Below are 15,651 nucleotides of genomic sequence, written 5' to 3'. Positions count from 1 at the left end.
GGACTGGCTTTCCCGGAACGGAAGGGGAATGGTTATGTCTAAGAAATGCAAACAGTGCGGCTGCGAACTGGAAGATGATGCCTTGTTCTGCGTCCAGTGCGGTGCCAAACAGGATCCGGTGGTGAAGTGCCCCAAATGCGGCCATGTCAATCCGGCGGACAATGACTTCTGCACCGAATGCGGAACCCGGCTGAAGGAAGCCAAACCGGCAGAAGGGACCCCTGGTGGCGCCAACCCGGCGGCCGAACCGCAGCAGGCCCCGGAAACTTCTGCTGAAGTGGTGGTGGCAGAACCGGTGAATGAGGGCCAGAGCGGCGGTGGAAACGGAGGCTTCCAGTCTTTCCAGATGCCTCCTGTGCCTCCGGAAGACCGGGGAAAGAAAAAGAAGATCTTGGCCATCATCGGAGCCATCGTGGTGGTCCTGGGACTGTTCTTCGCCTTTGGGGGCAGCAGCAAACCCATCCAGGTGAAATCCGGTGAAATGGTGGATGACTACATCCGGGACCAGAGTTCCGGAGACAAAAAATACAAGGACAAGATCGTCCAGGTTTCCGGGAAGGTAAAATGGAAGGGACAGTTCAACAATTCCCAGAATTACAGCATTACCCTGGAAAGCAGAGAAAATGGCGGCAAGACCTACCAGGTGCTGGTGGATGTGCCGGCCAAACGAGCCAGCATCGTCAACGGCCTGAAAACCGGTGATTTCGTCAATGTGAAAGGGAAATGCGTGGGCATCGTGAAACAGAAGAGCCCCACCCTGATCAGCGTCCAGATCAAATCCACCAAGATCAATGACCAGGATGCGGACTGAGCGGGTAGGAGGAATGTAGATGGCGAAGTTTTGTCCCCATTGTGGAAATCAACTAAGTGAAGATGAAAAATTCTGCCCGGTCTGCGGCACTCCGGTGGGAAAACCTGTGGCTCCGGCTCAGCAGCCAGCCGGCGGGACCGGCAGCGGACAGGAAGGCAGCAGTGGAAACCCGACTGGACTGAAGGGCGCGGCCACCTTTCAGCCTCAGCAAGTTCCGTCCCAGGGCGGAGGAAAGGGAAAATGGATCGCCGGTGTGGTCCTGCTGCTCCTTCTGGCAACCGGCGGGGGGATCTTTTTTGCCCAGCAGAAGGATGCCAAAAGTACCGCTGCATCCAAACCGCCGGTGACCCAGGAAGAGAAAAAACAGGATACTCCGGCTTCCAAGGAACAGTCCAAAGCCAAGTCTGCTGACCAGGGAGAGAAAGTCCAGAAGGATGCCGATAAATCTTATGGAAAGATCACCGGTACCGATGTGCGGCTCCGGGCCGGCGCTGGAACCAATACGGATATTGTGGACTACTTCGATGAAGGAGAAAAGGTGGAAATCACCGGCCGGAAGAACAACTGGTATCAAGTGAAACGGGACAACGGACAGACCGGGTACGTTTCGGTCCAGTTCTGCCGGCGTCTGTAACCGGCTGCAGAAAGGGAGGGGACCATGGGAAGATATCATGACGCTTACCAAAAGCGGAGATGGAAGGGACCGGCTTGGGGTGTCTTTTTCCTCCTGGTCCTGGTGCTGGCGGTGGGATTCGCTATGAAAGGCTGCCGGAGCGGCCAGCAGGCGGAGAAGGCAGCCGAGCCCTCGGCAGAGACCGCTGTCACTGGGGAAGTACGCCAGACCCCTGAGCCTCATGACTACTCCCTGCTGATCAAAAAAGGGGAGTTCACCCTGGTTCTCCTGGATCATGGAGATCCAGTGGCCAAATGGCCGGTAGCCCTGGGGAAGAACCCCGGACAGAAGCAGGTGAGCGGGGATATGAAGACACCGGAGGGAACTTTTCCGGTGGATGAAATCATCGATGCTTCCAGCTGGTCCCATGATTTCCACGACGGCAAAGGGGTGATCCAGCACGCCTACGGGCCTTGGTTCATCAGCCTGGATACCCGGAGCCTGAGCAAGGGAAAGTGGGACGGTATCGGCATCCACGGCACCCATGATCCAGCCTCCATCGGTACCCGTGCCTCCGAAGGCTGCATCCGGATGAACAACGAAGATCTGCAAAAACTGAAGCCCTATGTGAAGGTGGGGACGAAGGTGACGGTGGAAGAGTAGAAAGTAGCGCTAGAGCTGCCTGCTCAAAAGGTATGATGATGGAAAAAAGAAGATGGAAAATAGACTGTGATTGGGGTGAACTGAACTTCCATGATGGGGAAATCCTGTCCGTCAATTTGGATTACGGAAACAAACGGGCCAATTTGGTGATTCAACTGGCCAATCCTCATACCAGGGCAGTAGTGGAAGCCCAAGGACTGTATGCTTTTCTCATGAGCTGCCGGGAACCTTGGGGAAGAGGCACCTATATTTTCAGCGTGACCACAAAGAGACAAAACAAAAAGATCAAAATGGATATCCTGTTCAATTCAGGAGACCATATGGTCATTGGCTGCGAAAACCTAAAAGTCACTGCCTGCACCGATTGATCCAGATCTACGGAAAACTGCCCAAGCAGTTTTCTTCCATCGGCCGTTGACCGTTGACAGCTGACCGTTGACTGGCCTGGCTGTTTCAGCGGCCAGGCCTTGAAAGGAGAACTCATGGAAACCATTCGTCTTGTGAAGGAACCGGAAAATTTCCGGGCGGCCCTGTATGATGGGGCGGAAGAAATCGGAAAATGTACCTATGTGGTGTCCCGTCCCGGGGTGTGGACCTTGGAACATACCATTGTGGATCCCCGATACGGGGGCCAGGGCCTGGCTGGGAAACTGGTCCGGGCGGTGGCGGATATGGCCCGGGAAGCCGGAGTGAAGATCATTCCCCAGTGTTCTTATGCTCGGGTCCAGTTCGACCGCAAAGCTGAATTTGCAGATGTTTATGAGAAAGAGTAAACTGTATAGAAACAAAAAGTGTTAAATGAGATACAGAAGTGAACAATTTTATCTTTTTCAAGAAAAATATTTGACAAGTTCTTTCTCCAGTGCTACTATACAACCATCAATTCAATAAGAACCAAAAACCTTTGAGGTGGAGATAACGCCAGAAAATGTGCGCACAGAGAGTCCGGGAAGCTGAGAGCCGGATCGTGGCAGTCTGACAAATGGACCACTGAGGGCGCGATGAAATCTTCGGAAAGTATCCCGCGACGCAGCACCGACGTTATCGGTGAGGAATGTGTTGGCATTCTGCTTGAGGTGTGGAGCTTTGGCTCCATTACAGGGTGGTACCGCAGGTTATGACACCTGTCCTTGTAGAGGGACAGGTGTTTTTTATTGCAGTGCAGGTATCCGGGTGGAATGATCAGCCCGGATACTTTTCTTTTATCAGTGAGGAGGAACAGAAATGAAACAACAGAGTCTGGAAGAAATCAAAGCCCTGTCCCAGGGATATGCGGCGGTGCCAGTGGTCCGGGAAATCCTGGCAGATACGGCTACCCCCATCGGGCTGGTGAGCCTGGTGAGGAAGGAAAGCAGCCGGTACTTCCTGCTGGAAAGCCTGGAACAAAATGACCAGGCCGGCCGGTATTCTTTCATCGGATTCGACCCCATTGCCCGGCTCCGGGCCAAGGACCAAAGTGCCCAGGTGGAATTTGCCGGCAGCCAGATCCCGGTGGACCCCAAACAGCCCTTGGAAGCTCTCCGGTCCATCCTGAAGGCCTATCGGGTTCCCAAGGTCCCCGGGCTGCCGCCTTTTACCGGCGGGTTCGTGGGATATTTCTCCTATGATTTCTTCCAATACTGTGAACCCAGTCTCCATTTCGATCCGGCTAAAGCTACGGACTTTCCAGATTTCGACCTGATGCTCTTCGACAAGGTGATTGCCTTCGACCGGGTGCTCCAGAAAATGTACCTGATCGTAAACATCAAGACCGACGACTTGGATGGAAATTACGCCAAGGCCCAGAAGAACCTGGATGCCATGGAAGCCTTGGTCCGGCAGCCGGTGGTTCCTCCGGAATTCACTCCGGCCCAGCTGGGACCCATCACCAGCAACCAGGATAAAGAGACCTATGCAGGAAATGTAGAAAAAATCAAGGAACATATCCGTCAGGGAGATATTTTCCAGGCGGTGTATTCCCAGCGGTTCTCCGCTTCCTACAATCAGGATCTTTTCAACATGTACCGGATCCTCCGGACCACCAATCCTTCCCAATACATGGTGCTGCTGAAGAACGACAAGGTGGAAATCGCCGGTTCTTCTCCAGAAACTCTGATCAAGGTCCAGGACCGGGAAATCACCTCCATGCCCATCGCCGGCACCCGGCGGAGAGGGAAGACGGAAGAGGAGGACAAAGCCCTGGAACGGGATATGCAGACGGATCCCAAGGAACTGGCAGAACACAATATGCTGGTGGACCTGGCCCGGAACGATGTGGGAAAGGTAGCAGAATTCGGCTCCGTCAAAGTACATGATCATCTTCTGGTGAAAAAATTCTCCCATGTGATGCACATGACTACCCGGGTCACCGGCACCCTGAAGGCAGACAAGGACGCCATCGATACCCTGTGTGCCGCCTTCCCGGCCGGGACCCTTTCCGGAGCTCCCAAAGTCCGGGCCTGTGAGATCCTGGATGAACTGGAACCGGAACGGCGGGGCCCCTACGGCGGAGGCATGGGATACCTGGATTTTGCCGGGAACATGGACATCTGCATTGTGATCCGCACCGCCGTAAAATACGGAGACACCGTTTCCTTCCAGACCGGCAGCGGCATCGTGGCCGATTCCAAGGTGGAAGACGAATTCATGGAGACCATCAACAAGGCAGCGGCTGTACGGCAGGCGCTGGAAGCAACCACGGAGGCGTAACATGGAACTGATCATCGATAACTACGACAGCTTTACCTACAATCTGTATCAATACATGGGCACTCTGAACCCGGACATCCAGGTGATCCGGAACGATGCCATTACGGTGGAGGGGATCCGGAAGCTCCACCCGGACCATCTGGTCCTGTCTCCGGGGCCTGGACGGCCCTGTGATGCCGGGGTCTGTGAACCGGCCCTCCGGGAACTGAAGGGGGAATTCCCCATCCTGGGGGTGTGTCTGGGCCATCAGGCCATCGGGGAAGTGTTCGGAGGTACCGTCACCTATGCCCGGCAGCTGATGCACGGGAAACAGTCCACGGTGACCCTGGACCGGACATCCCCCCTGTTCAAGGGACTGCCGGAACAGATCCTGGTAGGGCGGTACCATTCCCTGGCCATCGATCCGGAGACCCTGCCGGAAGTGCTGAAACCGACGGCCACTACGGAAGACGGAGAGGTGATGGCGGTGGAACACCGGAAGTATCCCATCTATGGGCTCCAGTTCCATCCGGAATCCATCCTGACCCCGGAAGGCATGAACATCATCCGGAATTTCCTGGATCTGAAAATCGACAAGTAACAAACAGGAGGCAGATCGATCATGATTAAAGAAGCTATCATCAAACTGGTCAATAAAGGAGACCTGACCTATAACGAAGCCAAGGAAGTGATGCTGGAGATCATGGGAGGGAAGACCACTCCCACCCAGAATGCCGCGTTCCTGGCGGCTCTTTCCACCAAGAGCGCTCGAGCAGAGACCATCGATGAAATTACCGGCTGTGCGGAAGCCATGCGGTCCCTGGCCACTCCCGTTCCCCATCCCGGGATGGAAGTGATGGAGATCGTGGGTACCGGCGGGGACGGGGCCCATTCCTTCAATATTTCCACTACCTCCGCCATGGTGCTTGCCGCCGGCGGGGTGAAGGTGGCCAAACACGGGAACCGGGCCGCTTCTTCCCTGTGCGGCACCGCGGACTGTCTGGAAGCCCTGGGGGTGAACATCCAGCAGGATCCGGCCCTGGCCCTGAAAATGCTGCAAGAGACCAATTTCTGTTTCCTGTTTGCCCAGAAATACCATGCAGCCATGAAGTATGTGGGCCCCATCCGGAAGGAACTGGGCTTCCGGACCGTGTTCAACATCCTGGGGCCCCTCACCAACCCGGCCAAACCGGAAATGTTCCTGCTGGGGGTCTATGACGGCTACCTAGTGGAACCCTTGGCCAAGGTGCTGTGCTCCTTGGGGGTGAAACGGGGCCTGGTGGCCTACGGCCAGGAAAAACTGGATGAAATCTCTCCCAACGGACCCACCACCATCTGTGAGCTCCGGGACGGGTACTACCGGTCTTCGGTGATCCGGCCGGAAGATTTCGGTCTGGTTTCCGGCAAGAAGGAAGACCTGGTAGGGGGCACTCCAGAAGAAAATGCCAAGATCACCCGGGCCATCCTCTCCGGGAAGCTCCAGGGCACCAAACGGAATGCGGTGCTCCTGAACGCCGGGGCCGGCCTGTTCGTGGCTGGGAAGGCGGAAACCATCGCCGACGGGGTGGAACGGGCGGCCCAGCTCATTGACAGCGGCAAGGCCCTGGCCGCCCTGGAAAAAGTCATCCAAGTCAGCAATCAATAAACGGAAGGTGGAGAACATGATCCTGGATACCCTGGCAGAAGCCACCCGGCGGCGGGTGGAAAAACAGAAAAGGGAAAAAGACTTCTGCACCCTTCGGCGGGAAGCGGAAGAGATGCCCCGGGACCGGGAGGGCTGCTTCCGGAAAGCCCTGGGGAGACCGGGTCTCAACTTCATCACGGAAGTAAAGAAGGCCTCTCCTTCTAAAGGGCTGATCGCTCCGGATTTTCCTTATGTGGCCATTGCCCGGCAGTATGAAGCCCTGGGGGCCGCCGCCATTTCCGTGCTGACGGAAACGGACTATTTCCTGGGCAGCGACCGGTACCTCCGGGAAATCCGCCAGGCGGTAGAGACGCCCCTTCTCCGGAAAGACTTTACCATCGATGAGTACATGGTGTACCAGGCCAAGATCTTGGGGGCCGATGCCATCCTGCTGATCGCCGCTCTCCTCAGCGGCAGCCAGCTCCAGGAATACCGGCTGCTGGCAGAAAGCCTGGGCATGGACGCCCTGGTGGAAGCCCATGATCAAGAGGAAGTGGAACGGGCCCTCCGGAGCGGAGCTCGGGTCATCGGGGTGAACAACCGGAACCTGAAGGACTTTACCGTGGATATCGGCAACAGTCTCCGGCTCCGGGCACTGGTACCGACAGATATCCCCTTTGTGGCGGAAAGCGGCATCAAAAGCCGACAGCAGACCGCCCAACTGGAACAGGCCGGGGTCAACGGAGTGCTCATCGGGGAAACCCTCATGCGGAGCCAGGATATGAAAGCCGCCCTGGCAGAACTGCGGGGTGAGGCTCTGTGACGAAAATCAAACTCTGCGGGCTCCGGCGGCGGGAAGATGTGGCCATGGTGAACCGGGCCAAACCAGATTATGCCGGCTTCGTTTTCGCCCCCGGCAGGCGGCAGGTGACGGCGGAACAGGCGGAAAACCTCCGCCGGCAGCTGGACCCGGCCATTGCGGCCGTGGGCGTCTTCGTAAAGGCTCCTGTGGAAGAAGCGGCGAACCTGGCCAACCGGGGCACCATCCAGCTGATCCAGCTCCATGGAGAAGAAGACGAAGCCTATGTGAAGGCCCTCCGAGAGCGGACAAAGGCTCCCCTCATCCGGGTGATCCGGGTACGGGGTCCGGAAAGCCTCCGGGACCTGGACCGGTATGACTGCGATTATTTCCTGCTGGATACCTTTTCCGGCAGCCAGTTCGGAGGGCTGGGGAAAACCTTTGACCACAGCTTGCTCCGGCAGGTCCGATTCCCCAAACCCTTTTTCCTGGCCGGGGGGCTGGATCCGGAAAATGTACGGGCAGCCATTGATGAATGCCATCCCTTTGGAGTGGATACTAGCAGCGGCATCGAGACCGCTGGAACGAAAGATGAAACCAAAATCCGCGCTTTTGTGAGCGCTGTAAGAAAAGAGGAAGAATCATGAGCAATGGAAGATTTGGCAGACACGGCGGCCAATATGTATCGGAAACCCTGATGAACGCAGTGCTGCAGCTAGACGAAGCCTACAACCGTTTCAAAGATGATCCGGAATTCCTCCAGGAACTGCGGACCCTGTACCATGACTATGCCAACCGGCCCAGCCTGCTGTACTATGCAGAGAAGATGACCAAGGATCTGGGCGGTGCCAAGATCTATCTGAAACGGGAAGACCTGAACCACACCGGGGCCCACAAGATCAACAACGCCCTGGGCCAGTGCCTCTTGGCCAAGAAAATGGGCAAGAAACGGGTCATCGCCGAAACCGGTGCCGGCCAGCACGGGGTCGCTACCGCTACCGTGGCGGCTCTCATGGGCCTGGAATGTGAAGTGTACATGGGCAAGGAAGACACCATCCGCCAGGCCCTGAACGTGTACCGGATGGAACTTTTGGGAGCCAAAGTGGTGCCTGTGACCACTGGCACCGGTACCCTGAAGGACGCGGTCAGCGAGGCCATGCGGGATTGGTGCACCAATGTGGAAAATACCTTCTATGTGCTGGGATCCTGCATGGGGCCCCATCCCTATCCTACCATCGTCCGTGATTTCCAGAAGATCATCGGGGAAGAAGTGAAAGCCCAGATGCTGGAAAAAGAAGGCCGGCTGCCCGATGTGGTCATGGCCTGCGTAGGGGGCGGCAGCAATGCCATCGGCCTGTTCTACGATTTCATCCCGGACAAGGAAGTCCAGCTGATCGGGGTGGAAGCCGCTGGCCGGGGAGTGAACACCGCGGAAACCGCCGCCACTATCGCCCGGGGGAAACCGGGGATCTTCCATGGGATGGAATCTTATTTCCTCCAGGATGAAGACGGGCAGATCGCCCCGGTGTATTCCATTTCCGCCGGGCTGGATTACCCGGGGATCGGGCCGGAACACGCCAACCTGTATGATACGGGCCGTGCCCAGTACGTGCCCATCACCGACGACGAATCGGTGGAAGCTTTTGAATATCTGTCCCGGACGGAAGGCATCATTCCGGCCATCGAAAGTGCCCATGCGGTGGCCTATGCCATGAAACTGGCACCCACCCTGCCCAAGGACAAGATCATCGTGGTGAATCTGTCCGGCCGGGGGGACAAAGACGTGGCAGCCATTGCCAGATACAAGGGGGTAGACCTGCATGACTAGGATAACTGACGCATTCAAGAAACAGGGGAAGCTGTTCATTCCCTTCATTACCGCAGGGGATCCGGACCTGGACACTACGGAAAAACTGATCTATGCCATGGAAGAGGCAGGAGCCGGGCTCATTGAGATCGGCATCCCCTTCTCCGATCCCACCGCCGAAGGGCCGGTGATCCTGGAAGCGGACACCCGGGCCCTGGCCGCAGGCACCAAGATCAAGGATATTTTCGCCATGCTGGCCCGGGTCCGGGAAAAGACCCAGATCCCTATGGTATTCCTGACCTATGTGAACCCCATCTTCACCTACGGAAGAGAGAAATTCTTCCAGCAGTGCCGGGATGTGAAAATCGATGGGGTCATCGTACCTGATGTGCCTTATGAAGAAAAGGATACCATCGCGCCGGAAGCAGGAAAATACGGGGTGGAGATCATTTCCATGATCGCTCCCACCTCCCACCAACGGATCCAGAGCATTGCCAGAGAAGCCCAGGGGTATATTTACCTGGTCTCCTCCCTGGGGGTCACTGGGGTGCGGAAGGAAATCACCACCAACCTGAAGGAAATCGTGGACAAGATCCGGGAAGTCTCCGATAAACCCATTGCCGTAGGCTTTGGCATCTCCACGCCGGAACAGGCCAAAGAAATGGCGGCCATCAGCGACGGCGCCATCGTGGGCAGCGCCATCGTGAAACTCTGCGCCCAGTACGGCAAAGACTGCGTGGAACCGGTGAAACAGTACGTGAAGGAAATGGCAGAGGCGGTGGAAGAGGCGAAGTCATGAGGGGCACGAGTCGCGAGCCTTGAGTCGCGGGCTTGTTGGTGCTGATCGAAGGTCCAATTTTATAGATATCAGTGGATTTTGTCTCCCCATCATATGAAAAAAGAACAAACGGTTTAAACGTCCAGGCTCGCGAGCCGCGGCCTGTGACCGGGGGTGTTGCACGCAACGTACAACACCCCTTTTTCTAATGCAGCAAACGCCTTTTTACGGTATAATAGTGATAAAAGAAAAAATGACTCGTAAAATGTAATGCTTAAAGGAGATCCATCATGCTGGCAAAATATAAAGTGCTCATCGCAGGCATCACCGCTTTTCTAGTGGCCGTTGCAGGCTTTTTCCTCCTGCGTCCGGAGAAACCGGAAAGCCCTGCCCAAGTGGCCCAGCTCCATGGCAAACGGAACATCATGGTCTTAGGGGTGGATCGGCGGAGCGGAGATACCGGCCGTTCGGATACCCTCTTTGTCACCATGCTGGATACTTCTCGGAACCAGGCGGCCCTTTTGTCGGTGCCTCGGGATACCCTGGTTTCCATTCCCGGACACGGCTGGGATAAGGTGAACCATGCCTATGCCTACGGAGGCCATGATTTGAGCCGGAAGACCTTGGAAAATTTTTTGGGAATCCAGATCAACAATTATGTGCTGGTGGATTTCCAGGGATTCATCAAACTGGTGGATGCCATCGGCGGGGTGGATATCGATGTGGAAAAGCCCATGCAGTATGCGGACCCTTACGATGGGGAAAACGGACTGGTGATCAATCTCCAGCCAGGGAGGCAGCATATGGACGGGACCACAGCCATCCAGTATGTCCGTTACCGGGATGAAGAGGGAGACATCGGAAGGGTGTCCCGGCAGCAGAAATTCATGAAGGCCGTCTTTGCCAAGCTCCGTTCCACCAGCCTCCTGACCCGGGCGCCGGAAATCGCCCGGACTCTCTACCAGAGCATCGAAACAGATCTTTCGGTGACAGACCTGGCTTCTCTCCTAGTGACTTTCGCCAAGAACGTTTCCGGGACCTCCCAGCTGGAAACAGCTATGGTCCAGGGAAGTCCCGCCTATCTGGACGATATCAGCTACTGGATCCCCAATATGATGGCGCTGCGGCAGCAGGTGGCCCAATTCCAGGGTGTGCAGCCAGGGGAAAGCTACAAACTGGCGGCTCAGATCGCCAAGAAAAAATATGATGCGCTTTTGGGGACAAACAGCGTGGCCGGCAACGGAGAAAAACGGCAGATCCAGGTCCGGAGCCAGGAACTGAAGAAAGCGGTGGAACAGTCCCGGAAGATGGATCGGGAGAAAGGGGGCCCCGGGAATCCGGGACAAAACGGAATGGGAATCCAGAGTCCCGGCAGCAGCAAGAGCCTGCCGGCTCCTCGGGAAAAGGCCCTCCGGGCCTCCATCGTCAACTGCAGCGGCAATCCCCAGGCAGGGTCCCTGGCCGCAGGGGATGCCCGGGCAGTGGGCTTCACCGTGGTCAGTGTGACCACGGGCAGCCCTATGGAAAGGACCCAGGTGCTGATCAATGCCGGCAGCCGGGAAGCGGAAGAACGGGCAGCCAACCTGCCTTTCGATTATCTGCTGCTCCAGGGAGCGGTAAGCCCCGGAAGCGGAGATGCAGTGATTTATGTGGGACGGGATTATGGGAAATAGGAGGGTGTGAAAAAATAGCTCTATGAAAGGGGCCGTGAAAAAATGATCCCTCATTTTTTCACAGCTCTTTTTTTACCCTACCAACATTCTATGAATTAATCGACAAATAAAATTACTATGAAAAAACTGAAAATATCTTGCATAATGTATACATGAGTGTTATAATCAATTTGTAAGTTAAAGTTGCCCCTCATTTGGCCCTTGTTTTTCAAGGGCTTTTTTTTATACCTTTTTCCGTCTCCCAGTTTTTTGCTGGAAAATGGGTCAATTGAAGAAAATAAAGTATGCTATAATATAAATATTGTAAACTGGAGAGGACGGGGAAGCCCATGGGAATCGGAAAAATCATCCAACTGCTGGTAGACGTGTTCTGCCCTCTGGCATTGGGATTCTTGCTTCGGCACAGGGGATGGATGGATGACCGGGGGTGCCGGTTCCTGATGCTGGTCAATGTAATCGGTCTCCTTACTACCATGAACCTGCTCAGCTTTTGGCTGCTACCCATCGACTGGGCCCTGATTTTGATCCCAGCCCTGAGCCTCCTTACCGCTTTTCTTTCCGGCGGCTTGGCAGCTGCTTTTTTTGCCCGGCACATGCCGGATGATCTGCAGAAAGGCAGCTATGTGATGGCCAGCATGCTCAGCAATATCGGGACCATGGCAGGGCTGGCCTCCTACATGATCTTCGGCCAGGCGGGTTTCGCCTATACCCAGCTTTTTGCCACTCCCCAAAATATCCTGATGGTGGTATTTGCCTTTCCCCTGGCCCAATATTACCGGAACCGCTACCTCCAGAAAAAAGCGGGATCCGAGTTCCATTTCAGTTTCCGCAAGGTGCTCCTGACTCCCAAACAGCTGGGCGTCCTGGGGATGGCAGCAGGCTTGTGGCTCCACTGGCAGGCGGTTCCGGAACCGGAATTCCTGAAACAGCTGTTCCCCGTCCTCATCCACGTGCGGGCCTGGATCGCGTTCCTTCCGGTGGGGTATCAGCTGGATTTCGGAGAGGCCCGGAATTATTACTGTAAAATCCTGGGGATGCTCCCTCTGAAGTTCCTAGTGGTGCCTGCCTTGATCTATGGCCTTGCTCGGCTGCATTTCACCAGCCAGGAACTCCTGGGGACCATCCTGTTGGATGCGGCGGCTCCTGTAGCCATCAATGCAGTGGTTACGTCCACCTTGTTTCAGTTGGATGTGGACCTGACCGTGGCCTCTTTCATCCTTACCACGGCTTCCTACATCGTCCTGGTGGTTCCCTTGTTCTATCTATACATCCGGATGGGGGGGATGCTGTAGGGGAAGTCATTGACAAAACAGTATTACAGGCCTAAAATGGAAAACATCATGAATGTATACAAAATGCGGGATGTGTCCTGCATTGCAGGAAAGTAGGATGGTAGAAAATGCATATCGATATCCATACCCGTTTCATAACCTTGCTGGGAGATCCCTTGGCCCAGTCCTTTGCAGCCCGGATGCAGAACCGAGGGTATGAGGCGGCAGGGCTGGATCTGGTGTATTTCTATACAGTGACCGGCCCGGAACACCTGGGAGAGATCATCCAGGGGCTGCGGCACATGCCCTTTGCAGGGTTTGCCGTGACCAAACCCAACAAAGTCAAAGTCTTGGAATACCTGGACGAGTTGGATCCCCTGTGTGCCAAAATGGGTTCCAGCAACACGGTGGTGAAACTGCCGGACGGCCGTCTGAAAGGGTACAATACAGACGGAGTGGGCTTCTCTCGGGCCTTGGACGAAGCCGGGGTCAGCGTCAAGGAAAAGACCTTTTTCTGTATTGGCAGTGGGGGTGCCGGTCGGGCTATCTGTTCAGCTCTGGCTTATCATGGCGCCGGCCGGATCCTGATTGCGGACCTGGCGGAAGAAAGCGCCCGGAGCCTGGCGGGGGACATCAACCAGAACTTCGCCCCGGTGGCGGAAGCAATCCCCTATGGTGATTTTTCCCGGGTGCAGGAAGCAAATGTTGTGATCAATGCCAGCGGTGTGGGGATGGGGAAGACCATCGGCCAGACTCCGCTGCCCCCGGAATACATCCGGCCCGGCCAGTTTTATTTCGACGCCTGTTACAATCCGGCCCGGACCCGGTTCCTGGAAAACGCGGAAAAAGTCGGCTGCCCGGTGCTGAACGGGCTCACCATGAGTCTCTACCAGGGAACGGCCCAGGTGGAACTGTGGTCAGGACAGGAGGCTCCGGTGGAGGCCATGCGCCAGGAACTGGAGAAGATCCTGGCAGAAAAGAAGCGGCAGGAGTAAGGTTCCTGCTCTCATGTAGGAAAGTAGAATGGAGAGGTTCACGATGGAAAATCTGAAGGAAAGCAGCAAGGCAAAACACAACAACTTTTTGAACGCTCTGATCCACTGGCTGGATCTGCACTTGGAAGAGACCTTTTTGATGGTGATGCTGGTCCTTATCGCCGGTATCACCATGCTGCAGGTCATTGTCCGGAAAATCCCGGGCATGGCATCTCTCACCTGGGCAGAAGAACTATGCCGGTTCCTGTGGATCTGGAGCGTTTTTCTATCCCTGCCCTATACCATCCGGATGGACAGCATGCTCCGGGTGGGGGTACTGAAGGACCTTCTTCCAGAAACCCTCCGGAAGGTGCTGAACCTGGCAGTGGATGCTATTACCCTGGGCTGTATGGGGGTCCTGGGCCTGTATGGGGTGAAAGTGGTTTCGGTGATTGCTGAAAGCCATGAAATCTCTCCGGCCATGCAGTGGCCCATGGCCTTTGTGTACGGCTTCATGGTCCTGGGGTTCTTCCTGGCAGCGGTGCGGGCCATCCAGATGATCTGGCTCCATGTCCAGCATCTCCAAGAAAAGGAATTGTCCACCCTGGAACAGACTTTTCAGGATGCGGCTGAAGAAGCCGCTTTGGCGCGGGAAGGGGATGACTGATTTTGTCCGCTGCACTGATTTTTTCTGTATTTCTGCTGGCCATTGCCCTGTCCCTGCCCATCGGGATCAGCATGATCCTGGGAGCCACGGCTCCTATTGCCCTGTTCCATCAGGGAGGCACCATGGGCCAGGTGCTGCACAATGCCTTTTCTGGAGCCAATTCCACGCCCATCCTGGCGGTACCCCTGTTCATCCTGGGGGGTGTGATCATGGCAAAGGGCGGGATTTCCCGGAAACTGTTCAATTTCTTCGCTTTTTTTGCCGGACGGATCCCCGGGGGCCTGCCCTGTGCGGTGATCCTCACTTGTCTGTTCTACGGGGCCATTTCCGGTTCCGGTCCGGCTACCACTGCTGCGGTAGGAGCCATGTGCGTACCCTTTCTGACGGAGCTGGGGTATGACAAGACCTGGAGCGCCGGTTTGGTGGCCGTAGCCGGAGGCCTGGGGGTCATCATCCCGCCTTCCATTCCCTTTGTGCTCTATTCCCTGGCAACAGGGGTATCTACTGGAAAATTGTTCTTGGCGGGGATCCTCCCCGGCCTCCTGGTGGGCTTGGCATTGATGGTCTATGCGGTGCTCCACTGTCTCCGGAACGGGGAAGATAAGGAAAAGGTCCGGGAACGGATGGCAGAACTATCCCGGCTGGGCTTTTTTCAGTTATTCCGGGACAGTTTCTGGGCTCTCCTGTGTCCGGTGATTGTCCTGGGGGGAATTTACACCGGCTTCACCACCCCCACGGAAGCAGCAGCGGTGTCCGTATTCTATGCCCTGCTGGTGTCTCTTTTTGTGTATAAGACCATGACCTTCGGGGATATCCTGCCCATGCTCCGGGAATCGGTCCGGACTTATGGAGGATTGGCTTTTGTCCTGGCGTTTGCCACGGCCTTTGGCCGGGTGCTGTCCATGACCCGGGCCACCAAAGCAGTAGAAAGCTTTATCCTAGGGAATTTTACTTCCGGAGTGGCCGTGCTGACCGTGTTAGTAGTGATCTTCCTGCTCTTGGGCATGGTGATGGATACCGGGCCGGCCATCATTATCCTGGTGCCGGTGCTGCTCCCAGCCTGCAAAAAATTGGGAGTGGACCCCATCCATCTGGGGGTGGTGCTGGTGTGCTGCCTGTCCATCGGCCTGGCTACGCCGCCTTTCGGGCTGGATTTGTTCGTAGCCGGGAACATTGCGGGACAGCAGCCTATGAGCGTGGCCCGGAAGTCCGTACCTTTCATCTGTGCCTTTCTGGCGGCTTTGGTGGGAATCACCTACATCCCGGGTCTTTCCACTTTCCTGCCGGCACTGTGGTAAGAAAGA

17 protein-coding genes are annotated in these 15,651 nt (G+C 56.0%); all 17 read left to right on the top strand.

The window, feature by feature from the left end; all coding sequences use genetic code 11:
* Positions 1 to 34: 34 nt before the first annotated feature.
* The 17 genes from BQ2657_RS01410 to BQ2657_RS01330 all read left to right on the top strand — a co-directional run bounded on the left by BQ2657_RS01410 (position 35) and on the right by BQ2657_RS01330 (position 15,645).
* Positions 35 to 811 carry a double zinc ribbon domain-containing protein gene (locus BQ2657_RS01410; RefSeq protein ID WP_187119159.1) on the top strand — a complete coding sequence of 259 codons (777 nt, stop codon included), beginning with the start codon at positions 35 to 37 and terminating at the stop codon, positions 809 to 811.
* Between the two features lie 19 nt (positions 812 to 830).
* Positions 831 to 1,445 carry an SH3 domain-containing protein gene (locus tag BQ2657_RS01405; RefSeq protein WP_075579040.1) on the top strand — a complete coding sequence of 205 codons (615 nt, stop codon included), beginning with the start codon at positions 831 to 833 and terminating at the stop codon, positions 1,443 to 1,445.
* Positions 1,446 to 1,469: 24 nt separating this feature from the next.
* Positions 1,470 to 2,087, top strand: coding sequence for a L,D-transpeptidase (locus tag BQ2657_RS01400; RefSeq protein WP_075579039.1), 618 nt, complete (start codon positions 1,470 to 1,472; stop codon positions 2,085 to 2,087).
* A gap of 32 nt (positions 2,088 to 2,119) precedes the next feature.
* The gene (locus BQ2657_RS01395; RefSeq protein WP_075579038.1) at positions 2,120 to 2,455 is read left to right on the top strand and encodes a hypothetical protein; all 336 of its coding nucleotides are present in this window, start codon (positions 2,120 to 2,122) and stop codon (positions 2,453 to 2,455) included.
* Between the two features lie 114 nt (positions 2,456 to 2,569).
* Complete coding sequence (locus BQ2657_RS01390; protein ID WP_075579037.1) at positions 2,570 to 2,860, top strand: GNAT family N-acetyltransferase; 291 nt, start codon at positions 2,570 to 2,572, stop codon at positions 2,858 to 2,860.
* 451 nt (positions 2,861 to 3,311) lie between these two features.
* Entirely contained in the window at positions 3,312 to 4,775 is a 1,464-nt protein-coding gene (trpE, locus tag BQ2657_RS01385) for an anthranilate synthase component I (protein ID WP_075579036.1), read from the top strand.
* A gap of 1 nt (position 4,776) precedes the next feature.
* Positions 4,777 to 5,355, top strand: coding sequence for an anthranilate synthase component II (locus tag BQ2657_RS01380; RefSeq protein WP_075579035.1), 579 nt, complete (start codon positions 4,777 to 4,779; stop codon positions 5,353 to 5,355).
* Between the two features lie 21 nt (positions 5,356 to 5,376).
* The gene (trpD, locus tag BQ2657_RS01375; protein WP_075579034.1) at positions 5,377 to 6,399 is read left to right on the top strand and encodes an anthranilate phosphoribosyltransferase; all 1,023 of its coding nucleotides are present in this window, start codon (positions 5,377 to 5,379) and stop codon (positions 6,397 to 6,399) included.
* A gap of 16 nt (positions 6,400 to 6,415) precedes the next feature.
* Positions 6,416 to 7,201: an indole-3-glycerol phosphate synthase TrpC gene (trpC, locus tag BQ2657_RS01370; protein WP_075579033.1), complete on the top strand. Its 786-nt coding sequence runs from the start codon at positions 6,416 to 6,418 to the stop codon at positions 7,199 to 7,201.
* Positions 7,198 to 7,824, top strand: coding sequence for a phosphoribosylanthranilate isomerase (locus BQ2657_RS01365; protein ID WP_075579032.1), 627 nt, complete (start codon positions 7,198 to 7,200; stop codon positions 7,822 to 7,824). The genes trpC and BQ2657_RS01365 overlap by 4 nt, the downstream gene beginning before the upstream one ends.
* Positions 7,821 to 9,005, top strand: coding sequence for a tryptophan synthase subunit beta (gene trpB, locus BQ2657_RS01360; protein WP_075579031.1), 1,185 nt, complete (start codon positions 7,821 to 7,823; stop codon positions 9,003 to 9,005). The genes BQ2657_RS01365 and trpB overlap by 4 nt, the downstream gene beginning before the upstream one ends.
* Entirely contained in the window at positions 8,998 to 9,783 is a 786-nt protein-coding gene (gene trpA, locus BQ2657_RS01355; protein WP_075579030.1) for a tryptophan synthase subunit alpha, read from the top strand. The genes trpB and trpA overlap by 8 nt, the downstream gene beginning before the upstream one ends.
* A 269-nt stretch (positions 9,784 to 10,052) precedes the next feature.
* Complete coding sequence (locus tag BQ2657_RS01350; protein ID WP_075579029.1) at positions 10,053 to 11,435, top strand: LCP family protein; 1,383 nt, start codon at positions 10,053 to 10,055, stop codon at positions 11,433 to 11,435.
* A gap of 329 nt (positions 11,436 to 11,764) precedes the next feature.
* A complete protein-coding gene (locus BQ2657_RS01345) occupies positions 11,765 to 12,727 on the top strand; it encodes an AEC family transporter (RefSeq protein WP_075579028.1) in 963 nt (320 codons plus the stop codon).
* Between the two features lie 107 nt (positions 12,728 to 12,834).
* Positions 12,835 to 13,701 (top strand): shikimate dehydrogenase family protein, encoded by an 867-nt coding sequence (locus tag BQ2657_RS01340; protein WP_075579027.1) that lies wholly within the window; start codon positions 12,835 to 12,837, stop codon positions 13,699 to 13,701.
* Positions 13,702 to 13,744: 43 nt separating this feature from the next.
* On the top strand, positions 13,745 to 14,347 hold the full coding sequence (locus tag BQ2657_RS01335; RefSeq protein WP_075579026.1) for a TRAP transporter small permease: 603 nt from the start codon (positions 13,745 to 13,747) through the stop codon (positions 14,345 to 14,347).
* A 2-nt stretch (positions 14,348 to 14,349) separates the two neighbouring features.
* A complete protein-coding gene (locus BQ2657_RS01330) occupies positions 14,350 to 15,645 on the top strand; it encodes a TRAP transporter large permease (protein ID WP_075579025.1) in 1,296 nt (431 codons plus the stop codon).
* Positions 15,646 to 15,651 lie beyond the last annotated feature (6 nt).

Source organism: Acidaminococcus massiliensis (assembly GCF_900095825.1).
Lineage (GTDB): Bacteria > Bacillota > Negativicutes > Acidaminococcales > Acidaminococcaceae > Acidaminococcus > Acidaminococcus massiliensis.
The sequence above is the reverse complement of the archived record's forward strand: the minus strand, read 5'-3'. Positions and strand labels throughout refer to the sequence as shown.

Coding starts and splice junctions, on each gene's coding strand:
- trpA (WP_075579030.1), top strand. CDS start 8,998: ATGACTAGGATAACTGACGCATTCAAGAAACAGGGGAAGCTGTTCATT.
- BQ2657_RS01345 (WP_075579028.1), top strand. CDS start 11,765: ATGGGAATCGGAAAAATCATCCAACTGCTGGTAGACGTGTTCTGCCCT.
- trpB (WP_075579031.1), top strand. CDS start 7,821: ATGAGCAATGGAAGATTTGGCAGACACGGCGGCCAATATGTATCGGAA.
- BQ2657_RS01410 (WP_187119159.1), top strand. CDS start 35: ATGTCTAAGAAATGCAAACAGTGCGGCTGCGAACTGGAAGATGATGCC.
- trpD (WP_075579034.1), top strand. CDS start 5,377: ATGATTAAAGAAGCTATCATCAAACTGGTCAATAAAGGAGACCTGACC.
- trpC (WP_075579033.1), top strand. CDS start 6,416: ATGATCCTGGATACCCTGGCAGAAGCCACCCGGCGGCGGGTGGAAAAA.
- trpE (WP_075579036.1), top strand. CDS start 3,312: ATGAAACAACAGAGTCTGGAAGAAATCAAAGCCCTGTCCCAGGGATAT.
- BQ2657_RS01335 (WP_075579026.1), top strand. CDS start 13,745: ATGGAAAATCTGAAGGAAAGCAGCAAGGCAAAACACAACAACTTTTTG.
- BQ2657_RS01390 (WP_075579037.1), top strand. CDS start 2,570: ATGGAAACCATTCGTCTTGTGAAGGAACCGGAAAATTTCCGGGCGGCC.
- BQ2657_RS01340 (WP_075579027.1), top strand. CDS start 12,835: ATGCATATCGATATCCATACCCGTTTCATAACCTTGCTGGGAGATCCC.
- BQ2657_RS01400 (WP_075579039.1), top strand. CDS start 1,470: ATGGGAAGATATCATGACGCTTACCAAAAGCGGAGATGGAAGGGACCG.
- BQ2657_RS01395 (WP_075579038.1), top strand. CDS start 2,120: ATGATGATGGAAAAAAGAAGATGGAAAATAGACTGTGATTGGGGTGAA.
- BQ2657_RS01350 (WP_075579029.1), top strand. CDS start 10,053: ATGCTGGCAAAATATAAAGTGCTCATCGCAGGCATCACCGCTTTTCTA.
- BQ2657_RS01380 (WP_075579035.1), top strand. CDS start 4,777: ATGGAACTGATCATCGATAACTACGACAGCTTTACCTACAATCTGTAT.
- BQ2657_RS01405 (WP_075579040.1), top strand. CDS start 831: ATGGCGAAGTTTTGTCCCCATTGTGGAAATCAACTAAGTGAAGATGAA.